The organism is Neobacillus bataviensis (assembly GCF_019969725.1).
In genome coordinates this window covers 46,008-61,486 of record NZ_JAHXYW010000013.1, presented here as the reverse complement: position 1 = coordinate 61,486, position 15,479 = coordinate 46,008, and the positions used below count along the sequence as shown (strand labels likewise).

The 15,479-nt window shown below is 37.4% G+C and carries 12 protein-coding genes; 1 reads left to right on the top strand and 11 read right to left on the bottom strand.

All coding sequences use genetic code 11. The features are described from left to right. Positions 1 to 37: 37 nt before the first annotated feature. The 3 genes from LC455_RS25005 to phaQ all read right to left on the bottom strand — a co-directional run bounded on the left by LC455_RS25005 (position 38) and on the right by phaQ (position 2,648). The gene (locus tag LC455_RS25005; protein ID WP_223595073.1) at positions 38 to 1,225 is read right to left on the bottom strand and encodes a coiled-coil domain-containing protein; all 1,188 of its coding nucleotides are present in this window, start codon (positions 1,223 to 1,225) and stop codon (positions 38 to 40) included. A 408-nt stretch (positions 1,226 to 1,633) separates the two neighbouring features. Beyond that, entirely contained in the window at positions 1,634 to 2,230 is a 597-nt protein-coding gene (locus tag LC455_RS25000) for a hypothetical protein (protein WP_223595071.1), read from the bottom strand. Beyond that, positions 2,211 to 2,648: a poly-beta-hydroxybutyrate-responsive repressor gene (phaQ, locus tag LC455_RS24995; RefSeq protein WP_223595070.1), complete on the bottom strand. Its 438-nt coding sequence runs from the start codon at positions 2,646 to 2,648 to the stop codon at positions 2,211 to 2,213. The genes LC455_RS25000 and phaQ overlap by 20 nt, the downstream gene beginning before the upstream one ends. A gap of 148 nt (positions 2,649 to 2,796) precedes the next feature. On the opposite strand from phaQ, the gene LC455_RS24990 reads away from it, so the two are divergent. Next, positions 2,797 to 3,579 carry an alpha/beta fold hydrolase gene (locus tag LC455_RS24990; protein ID WP_223595068.1) on the top strand — a complete coding sequence of 261 codons (783 nt, stop codon included), beginning with the start codon at positions 2,797 to 2,799 and terminating at the stop codon, positions 3,577 to 3,579. A gap of 63 nt (positions 3,580 to 3,642) precedes the next feature. Here the strand turns inward: LC455_RS24990 and LC455_RS24985 are convergent, their stop codons facing one another. From LC455_RS24985 to LC455_RS24950, 8 genes are all read right to left on the bottom strand, one after another. Next, positions 3,643 to 4,722, bottom strand: coding sequence for an alpha/beta fold hydrolase (locus tag LC455_RS24985; protein ID WP_223595066.1), 1,080 nt, complete (start codon positions 4,720 to 4,722; stop codon positions 3,643 to 3,645). 23 nt (positions 4,723 to 4,745) lie between these two features. Further along, positions 4,746 to 5,324, bottom strand: coding sequence for a polyhydroxyalkanoate biosynthesis repressor PhaR (locus tag LC455_RS24980; protein WP_223595065.1), 579 nt, complete (start codon positions 5,322 to 5,324; stop codon positions 4,746 to 4,748). Positions 5,325 to 5,342: 18 nt separating this feature from the next. Then, entirely contained in the window at positions 5,343 to 6,026 is a 684-nt protein-coding gene (locus tag LC455_RS24975) for a hypothetical protein (RefSeq protein WP_223595064.1), read from the bottom strand. 245 nt (positions 6,027 to 6,271) lie between these two features. Next, positions 6,272 to 7,903 (bottom strand): long-chain-fatty-acid--CoA ligase, encoded by a 1,632-nt coding sequence (locus tag LC455_RS24970; RefSeq protein ID WP_223595063.1) that lies wholly within the window; start codon positions 7,901 to 7,903, stop codon positions 6,272 to 6,274. A 167-nt stretch (positions 7,904 to 8,070) separates the two neighbouring features. Next, positions 8,071 to 10,674, bottom strand: coding sequence for a bifunctional acetaldehyde-CoA/alcohol dehydrogenase (adhE, locus tag LC455_RS24965; RefSeq protein ID WP_223595062.1), 2,604 nt, complete (start codon positions 10,672 to 10,674; stop codon positions 8,071 to 8,073). Positions 10,675 to 10,883: 209 nt separating this feature from the next. Then, a complete protein-coding gene (gene ppc, locus LC455_RS24960; protein WP_223595061.1) occupies positions 10,884 to 13,646 on the bottom strand; it encodes a phosphoenolpyruvate carboxylase in 2,763 nt (920 codons plus the stop codon). A 169-nt stretch (positions 13,647 to 13,815) separates the two neighbouring features. Next, positions 13,816 to 14,889 carry a cadherin-like beta sandwich domain-containing protein gene (locus LC455_RS24955; protein ID WP_223595060.1) on the bottom strand — a complete coding sequence of 358 codons (1,074 nt, stop codon included), beginning with the start codon at positions 14,887 to 14,889 and terminating at the stop codon, positions 13,816 to 13,818. A 131-nt stretch (positions 14,890 to 15,020) separates the two neighbouring features. After that, complete coding sequence (locus LC455_RS24950) at positions 15,021 to 15,470, bottom strand: CoxG family protein (protein WP_223595059.1); 450 nt, start codon at positions 15,468 to 15,470, stop codon at positions 15,021 to 15,023. Positions 15,471 to 15,479: the final 9 nt, after the last annotated feature.

The window sequence follows — 15,479 nt, the reverse complement described above, 5'->3', positions numbered from 1 at the left end:
AAGCGATGCCATTTATGGATCGCTTCTTTTCTTTGATTTAGTCATTAATAACTCTCATTACACGTCCATTAAATTTCTTTGCGTAGTACCCTGAACTCAAATCAGCAATAGCAATACCGGTAGAACTTTGTGAACCAATAAATTTTCCGTCACCAAGATAAATGCCAACATGGCCGTCAATTTTATAAGTATCAAAAAATACCATGTCCCCGGGGCGTGCATCACTATACGGAACTCTTGTACCTGTATTTTTTAAAATATCTGTGTGTGCGCCTACTTTAATCCCTGCCTGAGCAAATGCCCAAGATACAAATGCAGAGCAATCGAATCTGCCATTGGCTATATCGGCCGCATTCCTGCCGCCTCCAAAAACATAAACTGAGTTTCCAATATATTTTTCTCCGGCATGGATAACTATATTGATTGCTTCATTTGGTGATATTGGTATTGAAAAATTCACACTTGAAGGATCAGAAGAAAAGGATCCCGTTGCCAATAAGTCAGTTTCTTTTACAGCTAAATTACTATCCTGTTGCTGCAAATTTGCCTTTTCATTGAGTTTTTCCTGTTCCTTTAATTTTAGCTCTTCCTTTAAAGCGTCATTCTGCTGTTTTTGTTCTAAAATAAGGGCCTGCATACCCTCAAGCTCGGTTTTTAAACTATTTAGGTCAGCAAGTTTCTCTTCTACAGTCAATTGTTTCCTTTCGACATCAATCTGATCCTCTTTATGCTGCCTAACAAGATCTTGATCTGCTTCCACAATGGTTGCCACTGCTCCCAATCTGTCTACAAAATCCCTGAAACTCGAGGAACCTAGGAACACATCTATGTAACTTACCTTTCCACCACTTTCTTGAAAAGAGAGGGCTCGCTTTTTTATTATTTCATTACGTTTGTCTATTCTTCCTTTTATGCTAGAAACCTCTTTCACTAACTCTTCTACTTCCTTCTTTGAAGCGATTACTTTTGCTTCGGTCTGGACGATCATATTATTATTATCAATAATTGCCTGATCAACTCTTTCGATTTGTTCTGTCAGCTTTGTAAGTTCATCTTGAACCTTAGTAATTTCCTCATTCGTTTTGTTCAGTTCATTTTGGATTCCTGATCTTTGATTCTGAATACTATTTATCCCCTCTGCCTTAACATCCGACCCCGGCATTACACTAAAGCTACCAAGTAAAAAAATTAGCGCAGCACTAAATGGCATTAGTTTTTTATGCAAATCTGTTCCCCTGCCCTCTAAAAAAGATTCAAAATATCTAGTGTTATAGAAATTTATCTTTGAAGACTAGAAAAAAACTGCCAATTTCTACTTCGTTTCTCATTATCTATGTAATGTAATATCCAATCTAACTATTGGTCTATATGTATGTGAGACTATAAGCATGGATAATACCCAATATCATCCTATTTCATCTATATTAGAAGTATAACATCATATTTTGGCAAATAAGTATTTTTAATATTACAATTTTATTTCAACTTGGAATTTTTGGGTATTAACAAATTTTATTAAATAAATAAAAAACCACAATCCCTTGATTTGGCTAGAGATTGTGGCTTTCAATGTTTTAAGTAGTTATGATTGCGTCTCAATGTTGGATACTTCTCCTTTTATTTTTGAAAGACTTTACTGTGTTTTTACCAGTTCTCTAAAACTATTCTTTCCACGTTCTACAAGATTAAAATGAGTATTTCTTGCAAGTTTAACATAGTCCTTTCGAACTTGGAGCCACGCATTACGCCTTTCCCTTGCATATGAGACACTAGCTTCAGCACTTTTTTCTAAATTATCCTCTAATTGGTCCACAACATAAATGAAAGATTTAATTGGGGTTAGCGCGAGTTTCTCTAACTGTCCAGTAACCTCTTTCAATTGTGCTTTTAAGTCTTCACGGTCGTTATTGGTTACAGCTTCCTCTTTGACAGCCTCTTTACGGGAATTGATTTGATGCAACAGCTCAGTTGTCAATTCTTTATTGGTCTTTTTTGATTGATCGTACATTTTTGCAATGGATTTTCTGTATTGCTTATTGAATTTGATGACTTCTTTCAATGCATTAATATAGGCATCCTCACGGTTTTCGCGAGCCTTTTCTGCGCGTTCCTGAGACTGCTCATATTGGTCCCAAAATGTTTTTACAAAAGAACCCAAAGCTACTGATTCCTCTGCTAATGGCAGCTCTTTTTCTTCCACAGCTGCTGCTTCATTTTTCTTCTGTGCCATTGTTCTTCCTCCTCCTGCTATTATTTTCTTTCTCTATTGGATCCTTCTTTTGAAACGAAGGGAGATAGAGCTCAAAGAAACTGGTATACATTTTGAAAAATTGATCCAAAAGCGATTGATATGTTTCTAACTGATTCGCATAGCCTTTTAAGTATGTAACACCAGCTTTTGTTATTGAATATCTTCTCTTAGCAGGACCTGTTCCTGTTGTATCCCATTCTGAAGATACAAGCTCGTCCTTTTCCAGTTGTCTTAGGAGCCTATATAAATTCCCCTGATCAAGTGTCTTAAACCCGAATGCCTCTAGCTTCTGGCTTAGTTCATACCCGTGAAGAGAAACCTTGCTAAGAAGCAATAAAATAAATGGCATAACAAAGTTTTTTGATGGATTAACAGTTTGTTTATCTTGGTTTACCATATCTTTATCACCTCACCTATGTGTATTTTACACCTATAAGTAATATTTTGTCAATCTTGTAAATAAATATTATTAAAACTTGAATTTAATTGTTTACAATTTACTAAACAGGGTTATAAACTTATTAAAAATGATAAGGTGGTGTAAAATGGAAGAAGCAAAATTTAGTAAATCTGGTGTTCCATATATGCATTTTGGCAGCGGGCAACCATTGGTCCTGATTCATGGTCTGGGTGAAGTTAAAGAAGGATGGCATAATCAATTTGAACTAGCCGACCAATTTGAGTTGATTATTCCAGACTTACGCGGCCATGGAGAATGTACCAAAACAGAGGGAATTACTATTCAAAATTTTGCTGCTGACGTCATTGGCTTACTTAAAGAATTAGAAATTGAAAACGCCCACATTCTTGGTCTATCAATGGGTGGAGCAGTTGCACAGGAAATCTACCGCCAGGAACCCTCCCTAGTCCGTTCTCTCGTGTTGATAAGCACATTCCATTATTTCCCTAAAAAACTTAAAAGCATATTATTTGAAAATCGGAAAGCAAAGTTTGAATCCCTATCCTCATCAGGCAGTCAAATTGAATATTTAGCACATATGGCCCTTTACTCTTGGAATCAAGGTATTATGGAAAATTTCAGCCACATTTTCCGGCCAAAACATCAGATTTTCATTGATTCTTTGAAGACCTGTTTCGAAGTAAATAATCTTTCCTTGTTACCTAAGATACAGGTACCCACCCTAATTATCGGCTCTCAATTTGATTCCGTTTTACCTGTTTGGATTCAAGCATGTATGCATAAGTTAATTCCTCATTCTAAGTTTATCATAATGAGGAATACCGGTCATCTTGCTAAACTGGAAGTAAAGAACCGGTTTAATAGTCTTCTTAGGAATTTCCTTACCCAGCAAAACCATGCTGCTTAAAAAAGATAAGCGGGTAGGATAAAATTCCTTTCCCGCTTATAATTTATTCGTAAAATATAAAAATTATACAAGTACCTCTTGAATTTCCTGTGAACGAGCCGAAAGCCATTTGTCCCAAATTTCAGCGAACATTCCTGTCAATGCTAGTGAAACATGTCCACCTTCATAAACCTCATAAGTTTTATCCTCACTTGAAACAAGGTCCATTACTGGAAGGCTTTGCTGCTCTAAGACAAGTGTATCGCGTGAACAAGAAAAGATGAAAAGCGGGCACCTAATATTCTTTAAATCTACTTTCCTGCTGCCAATCACCAATTCTCCCTTTAAGAGTTTATTATCCTTATAGAGGTCATTGAACAACTGCTTGAATGCTGCACCTGCAAACGAAGCAGTATCCTTTGTCCATTTATCCATTCTGCGCCATTTTTCAACATATTTGTCATCATGTGCCCGGCTGATCAGGTTCATTTTAGGACTTCCATAACTTGGTGATAACATCCTAAACATTAAATACAGAAATTCAGATGGAATTGTCTCATGGGCGTCAGCAAAGCGGTCAAAACTTAGCTCTCCTTTTTGCAGCCCCTCGAGCCATTTATCAGGAACGATACCAACACTGAAATCAATTGGAACGGCAGCAAGTGATAAATTCTTAATTGGCAATTTTGTTATTGAAGCCAGGATGGCTGCTATTGTTCCGCCTAGGCAGTATCCGGCCAGTGATATTTCCTTTGCACCTGAGTGTCTTAAAGCTCTTTTAAGCGAGTTTTCCAAATAATCAATGATATAATTGTCGAGAGTAATGTCGAAATCTTCAAGGCCGGGAGCACCCCAATCCAACAGGTAGACATCATAGCCGCGAGCTGTAAGACCGCCGACAACGCTGCTACCTTCACCAACGTCTAAAATGTACACCTTATTCAACAGAGAGTAAATTAAAAATACTGGAACTGCATGCTTTTTTTCCTTTGCGGGATGATACCATAAAGTTGTTTTATTTTTTTTCCAAACACATTGACGTGGTGTGGGTATTATCTCTGGTTTGGGTTTGGTCATAATTTTATAAAGTTGGTTCCAACGTTTCGTTTCTTTTTCCAAGTTTAAGAGTGGAATAAAGTTGGTTCCCAGTGCTTTTGTGCTCATTATTTTCATTGCTCCTTTCAATATTATTTAGTTATTTTAGCACCCGTAAGTACTAGATCTTTCTCCTGCTTTTTTTCCGATTCTTTTTTCACCTTTTCCCTATCTTTTTCAATAATACCTAAATCCATTTTGATTCTCTTTAACAGCTCTATTTCCTTCCGCAATTCTTGGAGGTCATCTTTAATTTTTTGATTTTCTGCCAGCTCGTGAGCCATCTTTTGGAATTCAGTCTTCATTTGCATGACGATATTTACTACTTCTTCAAACATTCCTAAATTTTGTTTAGTTTTGGAGCTAACACTGTCTTGTAAATTCCAAATTTGTTCTTCTAATATATCAATTTTTTCTTCCGTTTGAATCGAAAGCTTTGCGGCATTAGCGATATCTTTCTTTGTCGGGATATTCATTAAAGCCGCAATAAGCTCTTGGTTTTTTCTAATTAGTTCTAGGTAAAAGGAATAGGTGTTGAGGCCGAAACTTGCTGTGCGAACAAATTCTTTATTGTCTGTCAGCTTATATAATAGGTCATTTACTTGTTTGTCCCACATTTCACTCAACTTCTTGAATCCAAATAATGGATCAAAGATTTTTTCACTTGACATGCCGCAGCACTCCTTGAATTATGATTTTGTAAGTTCCTCTGGTTTTTCCATGTATTTATTCAGCGGGAACATCAGAGCTTTAATTTGTCTAGCAAAAAAATTGACAAACCCTTTTTGATTTTCATAGAGCAGATTTCCAGCTTGTTTCACAGTTTTGATATATTGCATTCTTCCTTTTTTCCTTAAAACCATATATTGTTCAATCATTTCTAGATATTTCTCAATCGCCTGGAAATTCCCGATAGTTTGACACGGCGTGCTTAAAAGCGAAACTGCTTTTTTTTGAATTTCATCAATTTGTGCATTAATATCCTCATATGACTGAATCGGAAAGAAATGCTGCAGGGCGGTAGTTGACATCAAAAATTCACCCCGTGCAGTCTTTTCCCATTCAGCAAATTCCCTTGTAAATTGTTCGGCTACTGCTTTTAAATTCCCTTGATTCCGTTTGAAACTTTCATATAATTGAATAATCTCTTTTAAGAAGGCTTCATCACGATTTTCAACACGCTTTACCCATTCATCTAATTCACGGAATGCATGTCTCCAAATCAAGTCCAAACTAGAAAGTGATATTGCATTATCAATATCTGCCGTTTCAAAGGCTGGTTCTTTTACCGTTTCTATTGTCTCGTTAACTTTTTTCTTTCTCGTTTTAGTCTCTTTTAATGATTCTTTTTCGTTATCCTTTTTAGAAGCCATCTTTCTCACACCCTTTTAAGATTTTCTTGATTTTGGCTCTGTTTAAATTTGTTGTTGATTTGCGCTCCAGGCGCTTCGCCTTCCGCTCCAATCAACGGTGATAAAAATGCTTTTAACACAACCTAGATTTTAAATTTGTTTGAAATCTTGGTGAATTTCTATGGGGTCTATTATATTGAAGTCTGTTTAAATGGGAACTGCACCCATTCATCTTGAGGTATATTGGATTTATGTACCTAATTAAACTATACTTGAGCTTTTTCTTCCTCTTTGCGGAGCATTCTTCTTAACAACTTACCTACAGAGGATTTAGGCAGATCATCGAGTATTTCAATTTCTTTAGGTACCTTATAAGGAGCAAGGTTTAATTTCGCATATTCAATTATTTTATCCGGTGTTATAGAAGCATCTGGTTTTAATTTTATAAACGCCTTGACGGTTTCTCCTCTGTAAGTATCCGAAATGCCCACAACAATGGCCTCCTCGACCGCTTCATGCTGATATAGCACTTCCTCAATTTCACGTGGATATACGTTATAACCGCTAGCAATAATAATATCTTTTTTACGGTCTAGGATATAGAAATATCCATCTTCATCCATTTTGGCAATATCACCTGTAAATAGCCATCCATCTTTCAAGACCATTTCGGTATCACTTGGACGTTTCCAATATCCTTTCATTACTTGCGGACCGCGGAGAATAAGTTCACCAACTTCTCCAATAGGGACATTAACAAAACCAGATTCCGTTTCCTTTACAATTCTCGCTTCTGTGCCTGGCAACGGTATCCCGACACTCCCTAATTTTCTCGGAAGGAACGGAGGCGTGGAAATGGCCGATGGCGAGGTTTCAGAAAGTCCGTAGCCATCTACTAATCTTGCACCTACTCTTTTTTCAAACATTTTTACTTGCTCGATCGGCAGAGGGGCACCGCCGCTTCCTAAATAATAAATATCGCCAATATTACTTTCCTCTAAATTGGGATGACTATTTAGTGCAAATATCATCGTTGGTACCGCTGTCAGCTGGAATGGCTTTTCTCGTTTAATGAGCTCTAATAACTCGTTTACGTCAAATCGAGGTAAAATCAATTGGTTGCAGCCAATTCTTATGGCAGAGAGAGCATTGCAAGATAAACCATATACATGAAACATTGGAAGGACACTGATGATTTTAAAGTTTTCTGGTTTTTCATCAACAGCATTATACGTAAAATCACATACCTGAATAATATTAGCTAATAAATTATGGTGAGTAAGCATAACCCCCTTAGATACACCGGTTGTACCACCAGTGTATTGTAAAATGGCCACATCCTCTTTTATGTCGATTGGAATCTCGGGAATGACATTATCATGGGTTAAAAAGTCTTCAAAATAACAATCACCGTCAGCTAACTGAATTCTATTACCGCCAAACCCTACAACAATTATTTTTTTCAATGAGGTTTTTGGCTGAACCTGCTTAACCCTAGGATAAAGTGCCTCAAACACAACCATATATTCAGCTTCAGAATCTTTTAAAACATATTCGATTTCTCTTTCTACATACATCGGATTAACTTGAACAGAGATGCCTCCTAATCGGAAACTCGCAAAAAGGGTAAATATGTAGTGAGGACAGTTCGGGAGCATAATCGAAATTCGATCTCCCTTTTTAAATCCTACCCGATAAAACGAGGCAGCCAACCACTCAGAAATCATTCTTGATTCTTTATAGCTCCAGGACCTTCCCAAGAAAGTTAATGCAGGTTTTTCGTTATAAATGTTTGATGCCTGCTTCAGTAGGTCAAATAACGAATCATACTCAATTGAAACAAGTTCATTGATTCTAGGATCATAAAATTTTAACCAAGGTTTTTTCTGATAATCCACACTTTTTCCCTCCCAATTCTTCTTCGATATAAATATGGAAGAAGCTGTAATCAACTAAATTATAAGAGAATTTGAATAGATTTTGATAATTGATACTGTGATGTTCACAAAATATTCGGTTATTAATCAGTCCCAGAGAACTGGGACTGATTAATTATTTCTGAATTTTATAATCCTTTAAAAGCTAAACGATAAATTCTCACAAGTTCACTAACAAGCGGTAATTTAGGATTTGGAATTGTATCTTGGTCATGGAAGGCATGTTCAGCAAGTTCATTTACTTTGCTTTCAAACTCTGTTTTATCAACGCCTGCCGCTTTGATGCTAGGTGGCATATCTAATTCTTCGGCCAGCTTAATAATGGCTGCTATTAAACTTTCCACCCCTTCTTCTGTAGTGCTGGCAGGAAGGCCAAGCATTTTAGCCAATTCCGCATAGCGTTTGTCTGCAATGAAATGCTCATATTTCGGGAATGTCATAAATTTTTTTGGCTTCATGGCGTTAAAACGAATGACATGCGGCAGCATTATAGCGTTGGCACGACCGTGCGGAATATTAAATTCAGCACCAAGCACATGGGCGAGACTATGATTAATTCCAAGGAAGGAATTAGCAAAGGCCATTCCCGCAATCGTTGAGGCATTATGTATCTTTTCACGGGCAAGCTCATCACTGCCATCCCTGTATGCCCTTGGTAAATATTCAAAAACCAATTGAATCGCTTTTAAAGCCAATCCATCAGTATAATCATTCGCTAACACCGAAACATATGCTTCAATTGCATGTGTCAAAACATCCATTCCGGTATCTGCTGTTACATGGCTTGGGACTGTCATGACAAATTGTGGATCTACAATCGCAACATCTGGTGTCATCTGCATATCAGCGAGCGGGTATTTCCTATTTTTTTTCTTATCTGTGATGACTGAGAAGGCAGTAACTTCTGATCCTGTTCCAGAAGTGGTCGGTATCGCAATAAATTTTGCCTTTTCACGGAGTAGGGGGAATTTAACCACACGCTTGCTTGGATCAAAAAATTTTTGGGTTAAGCTGTGAAAGTCAGTTTCTGGGTGTTCGTAAAACAGCCACATTGCTTTTGCTGCATCCATTACGGAACCGCCCCCAAGGGCAATGATACAATCCGGCCCAAACTTTCTCATCCGGTCTGCCCCGCTCATGACCGTTTCAACACTTGGCTCCGGTTCAATGTCATAAAAGGTTTCGAATTGGATTTTATTAGGATTCTTTTTTAAATAATACAGAACTTTATCTACATAGCCATTTTTTAGAGGGCTGCCGCTCGTCACAATAAATGCCTTTGAAATGGCTGGAATGGATGCAAGAGTTTGAATGGAGTTTTTTTCAAAGAAAATCTGTGATGGCACTTTAAACCACTGCGTCATGGTTCTTCTTTTTGCTACTTTTTTAATGTTAATTAAATTAGCTGCTCCTACGTTTTGTGACACAGAGTTCCCTCCATAAGTCCCGCATCCAATTGTTAAGGACGGTAAAGATGTATTATAGATATCACCAATCGCCCCATGGGTTGAAGGTGTATTAACAATAATTCGTCCTGCTTTCATTCGAAGGGCAAAAGCATCGATAGCATCCTGATCCGATGTATGAATTGCCGCTGAATGACCAAGGCCCCCATATTCGAGTGTTTCTTCGGCAATTCGTAATCCTTCTGCAAAGCTATTAACCTTGTAACAGGCCAAAATTGGGCTTAATTTTTCACAGGATAATGGATAGTTCGGCCCTACTCCTTCAATTTCAGCCATTAATATTTTAGTATTTACTGGAATATTTACACCTGCCATTTTTGCAATCATGGCTGCGGGCAACCCGACAATCATTGGATTAAGCGATGCTGTCTTTGGATCAATCGCAATCCGCTCAACCATTAAACGTTCTTCTTCATTTAAGAAATAACACTGGTTTTCAATTAACTCCTGCCTAACTTCATCATAAATCTCTTGGTCGATAATAAGTGCTTGCTCAGAGGCACAAATCATGCCATTATCAAATGTTTTGGATAAAATAAGGTCGTTGACCGCCCGCTTAATATTGGCTGTTTTTTCTATGTAACAAGGCACATTCCCAGCGCCGACGCCAAGAGCCGGTTTTCCTGAACTATAGGCTGCCGTTACTAAGTTAGGTCCTCCCGTTGCAAGGATGAGAGATATCTTTGGATGCTTCATTAAGGCTTGAAAGGCTTCATGAGATGGAACTTCAATCCACTGGATGCTATTTTCAGGAGCACCTGCATGTATCGCTGCTTCCTTTAGCAATTCTGCAGTTCTGACACAGCATTTCTGAGCATATTTAGGAAAAGCAAAGATGATTGGATTCCTTGTTTTAAGTGAAATTAACGATTTAAAAATAACGGTCGAAGTTGGATTTGTAATCGGGATGACACCTGCGATTACACCGACTGGCTCGGCCATCTCAACCATTCCTTCATTCTCATTTTCACTTATCACACCTACGGTTTTCATGTCCCTAATGTTGTTATAGATGCATTCCGTCGCAAACATATTTTTAAAGACTTTATCTTCATAAACACCTCTTTTTGTTTCTTCTACTGCAAGCTTCGCTAGCTCCTTATGGTGCTCAAGTGCGGTCAATGACATTTCTTTTACGATTTTATCCACCATTTCTTGATTGTAACAGCGGAATTCACTCAGAGATTTTGCTCCATTATTTCCTAAGACGTCAATCATAAGAGCGACATCATGATTTTCTTGTACAACTCTTTCCTTCACTGACATTTAGCATCCCTCCAGATTATCTATTATTCTGGCTAAAATATATCATGGTCTCTGCTGCAAATTTTGTTGAATTTTGCGCAAAAATGAATGAATAACCATTCATTTTTTCATAATTCATAAATTGTTCACAATCATCATCGAACGATACTATCTATAAAAGGTAAAATAAAAAAACACAAACCCATGTTCTTGAGTTTGTGTTTACTTTATCAACCTGTATTACGCAATCCAGCAGATATTCCACTTATGGTAAGTAATACTTCAGTTAAAAGTTCATCATTCGGCTCTTCCTGTTTACGTAATTCCTTGATTAACTCTACCTGTAAAAAATTCAAGGGATCAACATATGGGTTTCTTCTAAATACTGAATCTTTAATGTTAGGTGTGTGATCCAACAATTCTTTATCGCCCGTAATTTTCAATAAAATTTCCTTAGTTTTTACATATTCTTCTAATATATTTGTGAAAATCCTATCAGCAATCTCTTTATCTTCAACAAGTGTTAAATACTCCTTGGCAGTCGTTATATCTGCCTTCATTAATGCCATTTGCAGATTATCCACGGTAGATTGAAAGAATGGCCACTTTAAATACATTTGCTTTAGAAGCTCCATATTTTGCTTACTTCTAGAAGCAAAGCTTTCTAAACCTGTTCCTGCAGCATACCATGCCGGCAGGAGCTGGCGGCTTTGAGTCCAGGCAAAAACCCATGGTATTGCCCGTAAATCTTCAAATCGTCCGCGATTTTTTCGACTCATCGGTCTTGAGCCAATATTTAAATCACCTAATTCTCTTAATGGCGTAGCCTCGTTAAAGTAAGTCAGGAAGTCAGAGTCACCAAAAACGAGTTCTTGGTATTTGCCCAAAGCAGTGCTTGAAATTTCTTCTATTGCTTCTTCCCATATTAGTTCCCTCAGGTTCCCTTGTTCCGCTTCATTCGAAACATGTGTTGCTGCCCGCAGCAAAGTTGAAGTTGCCTGCTCTAAACTACGGTAAGCGATATCCTCAAGTAAATAACGGGCAGATAACACCTCTCCTTGCTCCGTAATTTTAACCCCATCCCCGATGGTTTCAGCTGGCTGTGATAAAATGCTTTTATTTAAGGGACCACCGCCACGTCCTAAAGAACCTCCGCGTCCATGGAAAAATTTAAGACCAATTTGATACCTTTTTGCCATTTCATGAATTTCGATTTGCGCTTTATATAGCTTCCAATTCGCAGTTAAGGTACCTCCATCTTTGCTGCCATCTGAATAGCCCAGCATAATTTCCTGTTGGTTCCCTAGGATTTGCAAATGATTACGGTAAACAGGCATTTCAAAGAGTGTCTCCATTATTTTAGGCCCGGAGGTTAAATCATCAATGGTTTCTAAAAGTGGAGCAACATTTAAGTGACTTTCCAATGCCCCATCTGAATGAAGCCTGTAGATGCCTGCTTCTTTTGCCAATACCAGAACCTCTAACAAATCGCTAGGTGATTTTGTCATACTGACAAGGTATACAGATATAGATCGTTTACCGAATTCTTCATGTGCATTCTTAATCATTTGGAATACTTTAATCATTTCTTGCGTTTCTTTAGAATAATCCTCATTTAATAAAAGAAGTGGACGTGGGTCGATCAGAATACTTTGAAGAATTTTCAACTTTTCTTCTTCTGCAAGTTCAGCGTAATTTTCACTGATCCGGACTTTTTTCAAAATCTCTGTAATCGCTGCTTCGTGTTCACCGCTGTGATTTCGGATATCAAGTGTAGCTAAATGGAATCCAAACAACTGGACTTGACGAATCAGCTTCTGAATTGTTTTTAATTCATGAGCAGCTGGATGATGATGTTTAAGACTATTTTGAATCAAGTATAAATCTGTTAATAATTCATCGGCAGTTTTATAACCGATACCTGATTTACCAACTTGCTTTATACGCTCAATAATGATCGCAAAAGCACGACGGTATACTTCCGTTTTTACAGGCCACTTTTTATCATCGGATAAATAATAGTCCTCTTTTTCCTCGAGATAGTTTATGAGTTCGCTGCTTACTTCCACTCTTGTAGTAGAATGGCTGTATCGCTTCATTAAATCCACTAAAACAGCTTTATATTTTTTTAGGACAAGCCTTCTTTGCCTTAGCAATGTTTCCCATGTTATATCATGGGTCACATTCGGATTTCCATCACGGTCGCCGCCAATCCATGAGCCGAAGCGAAGGAAATTTGGAACTTGCCAGTCGGTTTGTGGAAAATTTGTTTCTAAGCTTGCTTCCAATTCACGATGAATTTCAGGGAGCACATCAAAAAGAGTTTGATCAAAATAATACAATCCATTTCGAACTTCATCCATAACTGTCGGTTTATAATGCCGTAATTCATCTGTCTGCCATAGAATTGTCACTTCATTAAATAAACTCTCTTCGAGCTTATTTTTTTCTTTTTTTGTAAGCAGTGGATGGTCAAGATTTTTTAAGATATCCGCGATCCTTTGTTGAATTTCAAGAATCGACCGCTTTGTTGCCTCTGTCGGATGGGCGGTGATAACAAGTTCAAGGGACAATGTATGTAAAACATTTTGAATTGTCTCTTCTTCAATATCGTTTTCTTTAAGTGCCAAAATTGCACTTTCAATTGAATCAGGTTGAACATTATTATCATCTTGAAGTTGGTATTGTCTTCTTCTCCGAATTCGATGATTTTGTTCAGCAGCATTGATTAAATGGAAATACATTGAAAATGCACGGATGATTTGTTTCCGCATTGGAGTGCTAAGAGAAGATATTTCTTGTTTTAAGGCCGCATATTCGTCTTGGCTAAAGTCCGTACGAAGATTTTTGCACATTAGCCGTATTTTTTCGACTTTGTCAAATAAATCAGTTCCACCATGGCTAATAAGAATTTCACCAAGTATTTTCCCTAATAACTTAACATCGCGACGTAATGGAAGACTGCTGTCATTTAGTTTCAATTCAGTTGCCATACCTTTTCACCTTCCCTTTCTGTAATTCGGTAAAATTTTTATTTATTAATATAACATAACTTTAGTAGAATTGTTAAAAAAATGTTTTCTTTTTTTTCAAAAAATAGAGAAAAAATTTTTAATATAAAAAAAAACCGTAAAATACAGGTTTTTTTGCATTCGCGTTAGCTTATTTTTCTTTATCAAATACAAGGACATACGTTTTCCGATCATCATTGTCATAGGATACTACCACGGAAATAATTGTTTGATTATCATCCTCGAGCTGGATTGTTTTGTTTGTACCTCCTTCAATTTTAATGGAAGAACTACTGTAGGCAGCTGTTGAGTCAATTGTTATTGTTTTTACATCACTTGCAACCGTAATATGGTAGGTAAATTCATTGGACGAGAAAGTACTGTCCCAAGTACCTGTGGAAACAGATAAGGCTGACAGCTTGGCCTTTGTTGTTTTTTGAACGGATCCTGAACCGCTGCTGACTTGTTGCAAGGAAGGTAGAATAGAACTGCTTCTGTTATTTTGTGGTGAAGCGTTCATTTGTGAATTCGTCGCTGAGGCTTTCGATACATGAATGGTATAGGTTCTTTGATCCCCGTTTTCCGCAGTTACAACAATAGGAATATCCGTCTTCCCAACCGGAAGTTCTATTTGAATCCCCGCTTCATTCATTGCAGCTCCATTCACGCTAATGACAGATGTACTTTCGATCGCAGAAGCTGTGACAGTAATTGCTGAAACCACGTTTGTTACATCGATGTTATAATCGGCTATCATGGACGAAAAAGCTGGTGATAATTTTCCTGTTGAGAGTTTAATATCTTTTAGCAGATTGTTATCATTTTGTTCTCTTGTTACCGTTAGCGTATACGTTTTCGTTGTATGGACTCCGTCATTAACCGTAAATGTGAACGTATTTTCACCGGTTTGAAGGTTAAAAGCGACTTCATTGCCCTCTGCAAGTGCTTTACCATTGATGGAAATGGAGGAGGCTGGATCGGCACTTTCGGCATGGAGTGTAATCGTATTAACATCATTTGCAACAGTAGCAGTATATTCAAAGATCTCTGCAGAAAAATCTTTGTCCAGAGCTATCCCTTTTATCTCTAACATCGAAAGTGAATTTGCTTCGACTTGTGCAATACTTTCGGCTGATGCGGTTGGTATATACGAAACCGTCCCCAAACTAACCAATGAGACCGCCAACATGGCGTGAATACCTTTCTTTTGTATCATTTTAAGCATAGTTAATCCTCCTATCTGCTTTCCTATTGGAAATGAAATTTGGACTAACTGTAACACTTGATGCTTAAGTTTATCTTAATTTTTGAAAAAAAAATGCCGCAAACTGTTTTAGTCAGTTTGCAGCATATCGGTTATCTTTGTTTGAATTCCTCTAATTTTGAAGAAATGACTACAGCTGCTTCTTCATCTGAAATTTGGATTGCTTTTTTAAAAAGAGAATTTGCTAATGAACCCATTGGACCAGTGGCATTTATATCTAGAAAGCCTGTTAAACGAGTCTTATTCTTATTTAATGCCGTTGCTTCAAAATACCCTTCCCCAATGTACTTTTCGTTCTTACGCCTTAATTCAAAGCTTACTTTTCTTGGTTCATTCCACTCTTTTATGTCAATTAGCAAAGTCACCTTTTTTTTCACTATACCGAGGTCACTCTTAAACTCCCAGCTGATAAGCCGTTCATTTATATTTTCATGCAAGATATAACCTGGTACAAGTGGGGCCCAATTATTCGCATCTCTTATGAAATCCCAGATGACTTCGATAGGGATATCTATTTCTAAATGTTGGAGTTCGCTTGGCATTTGTATCCC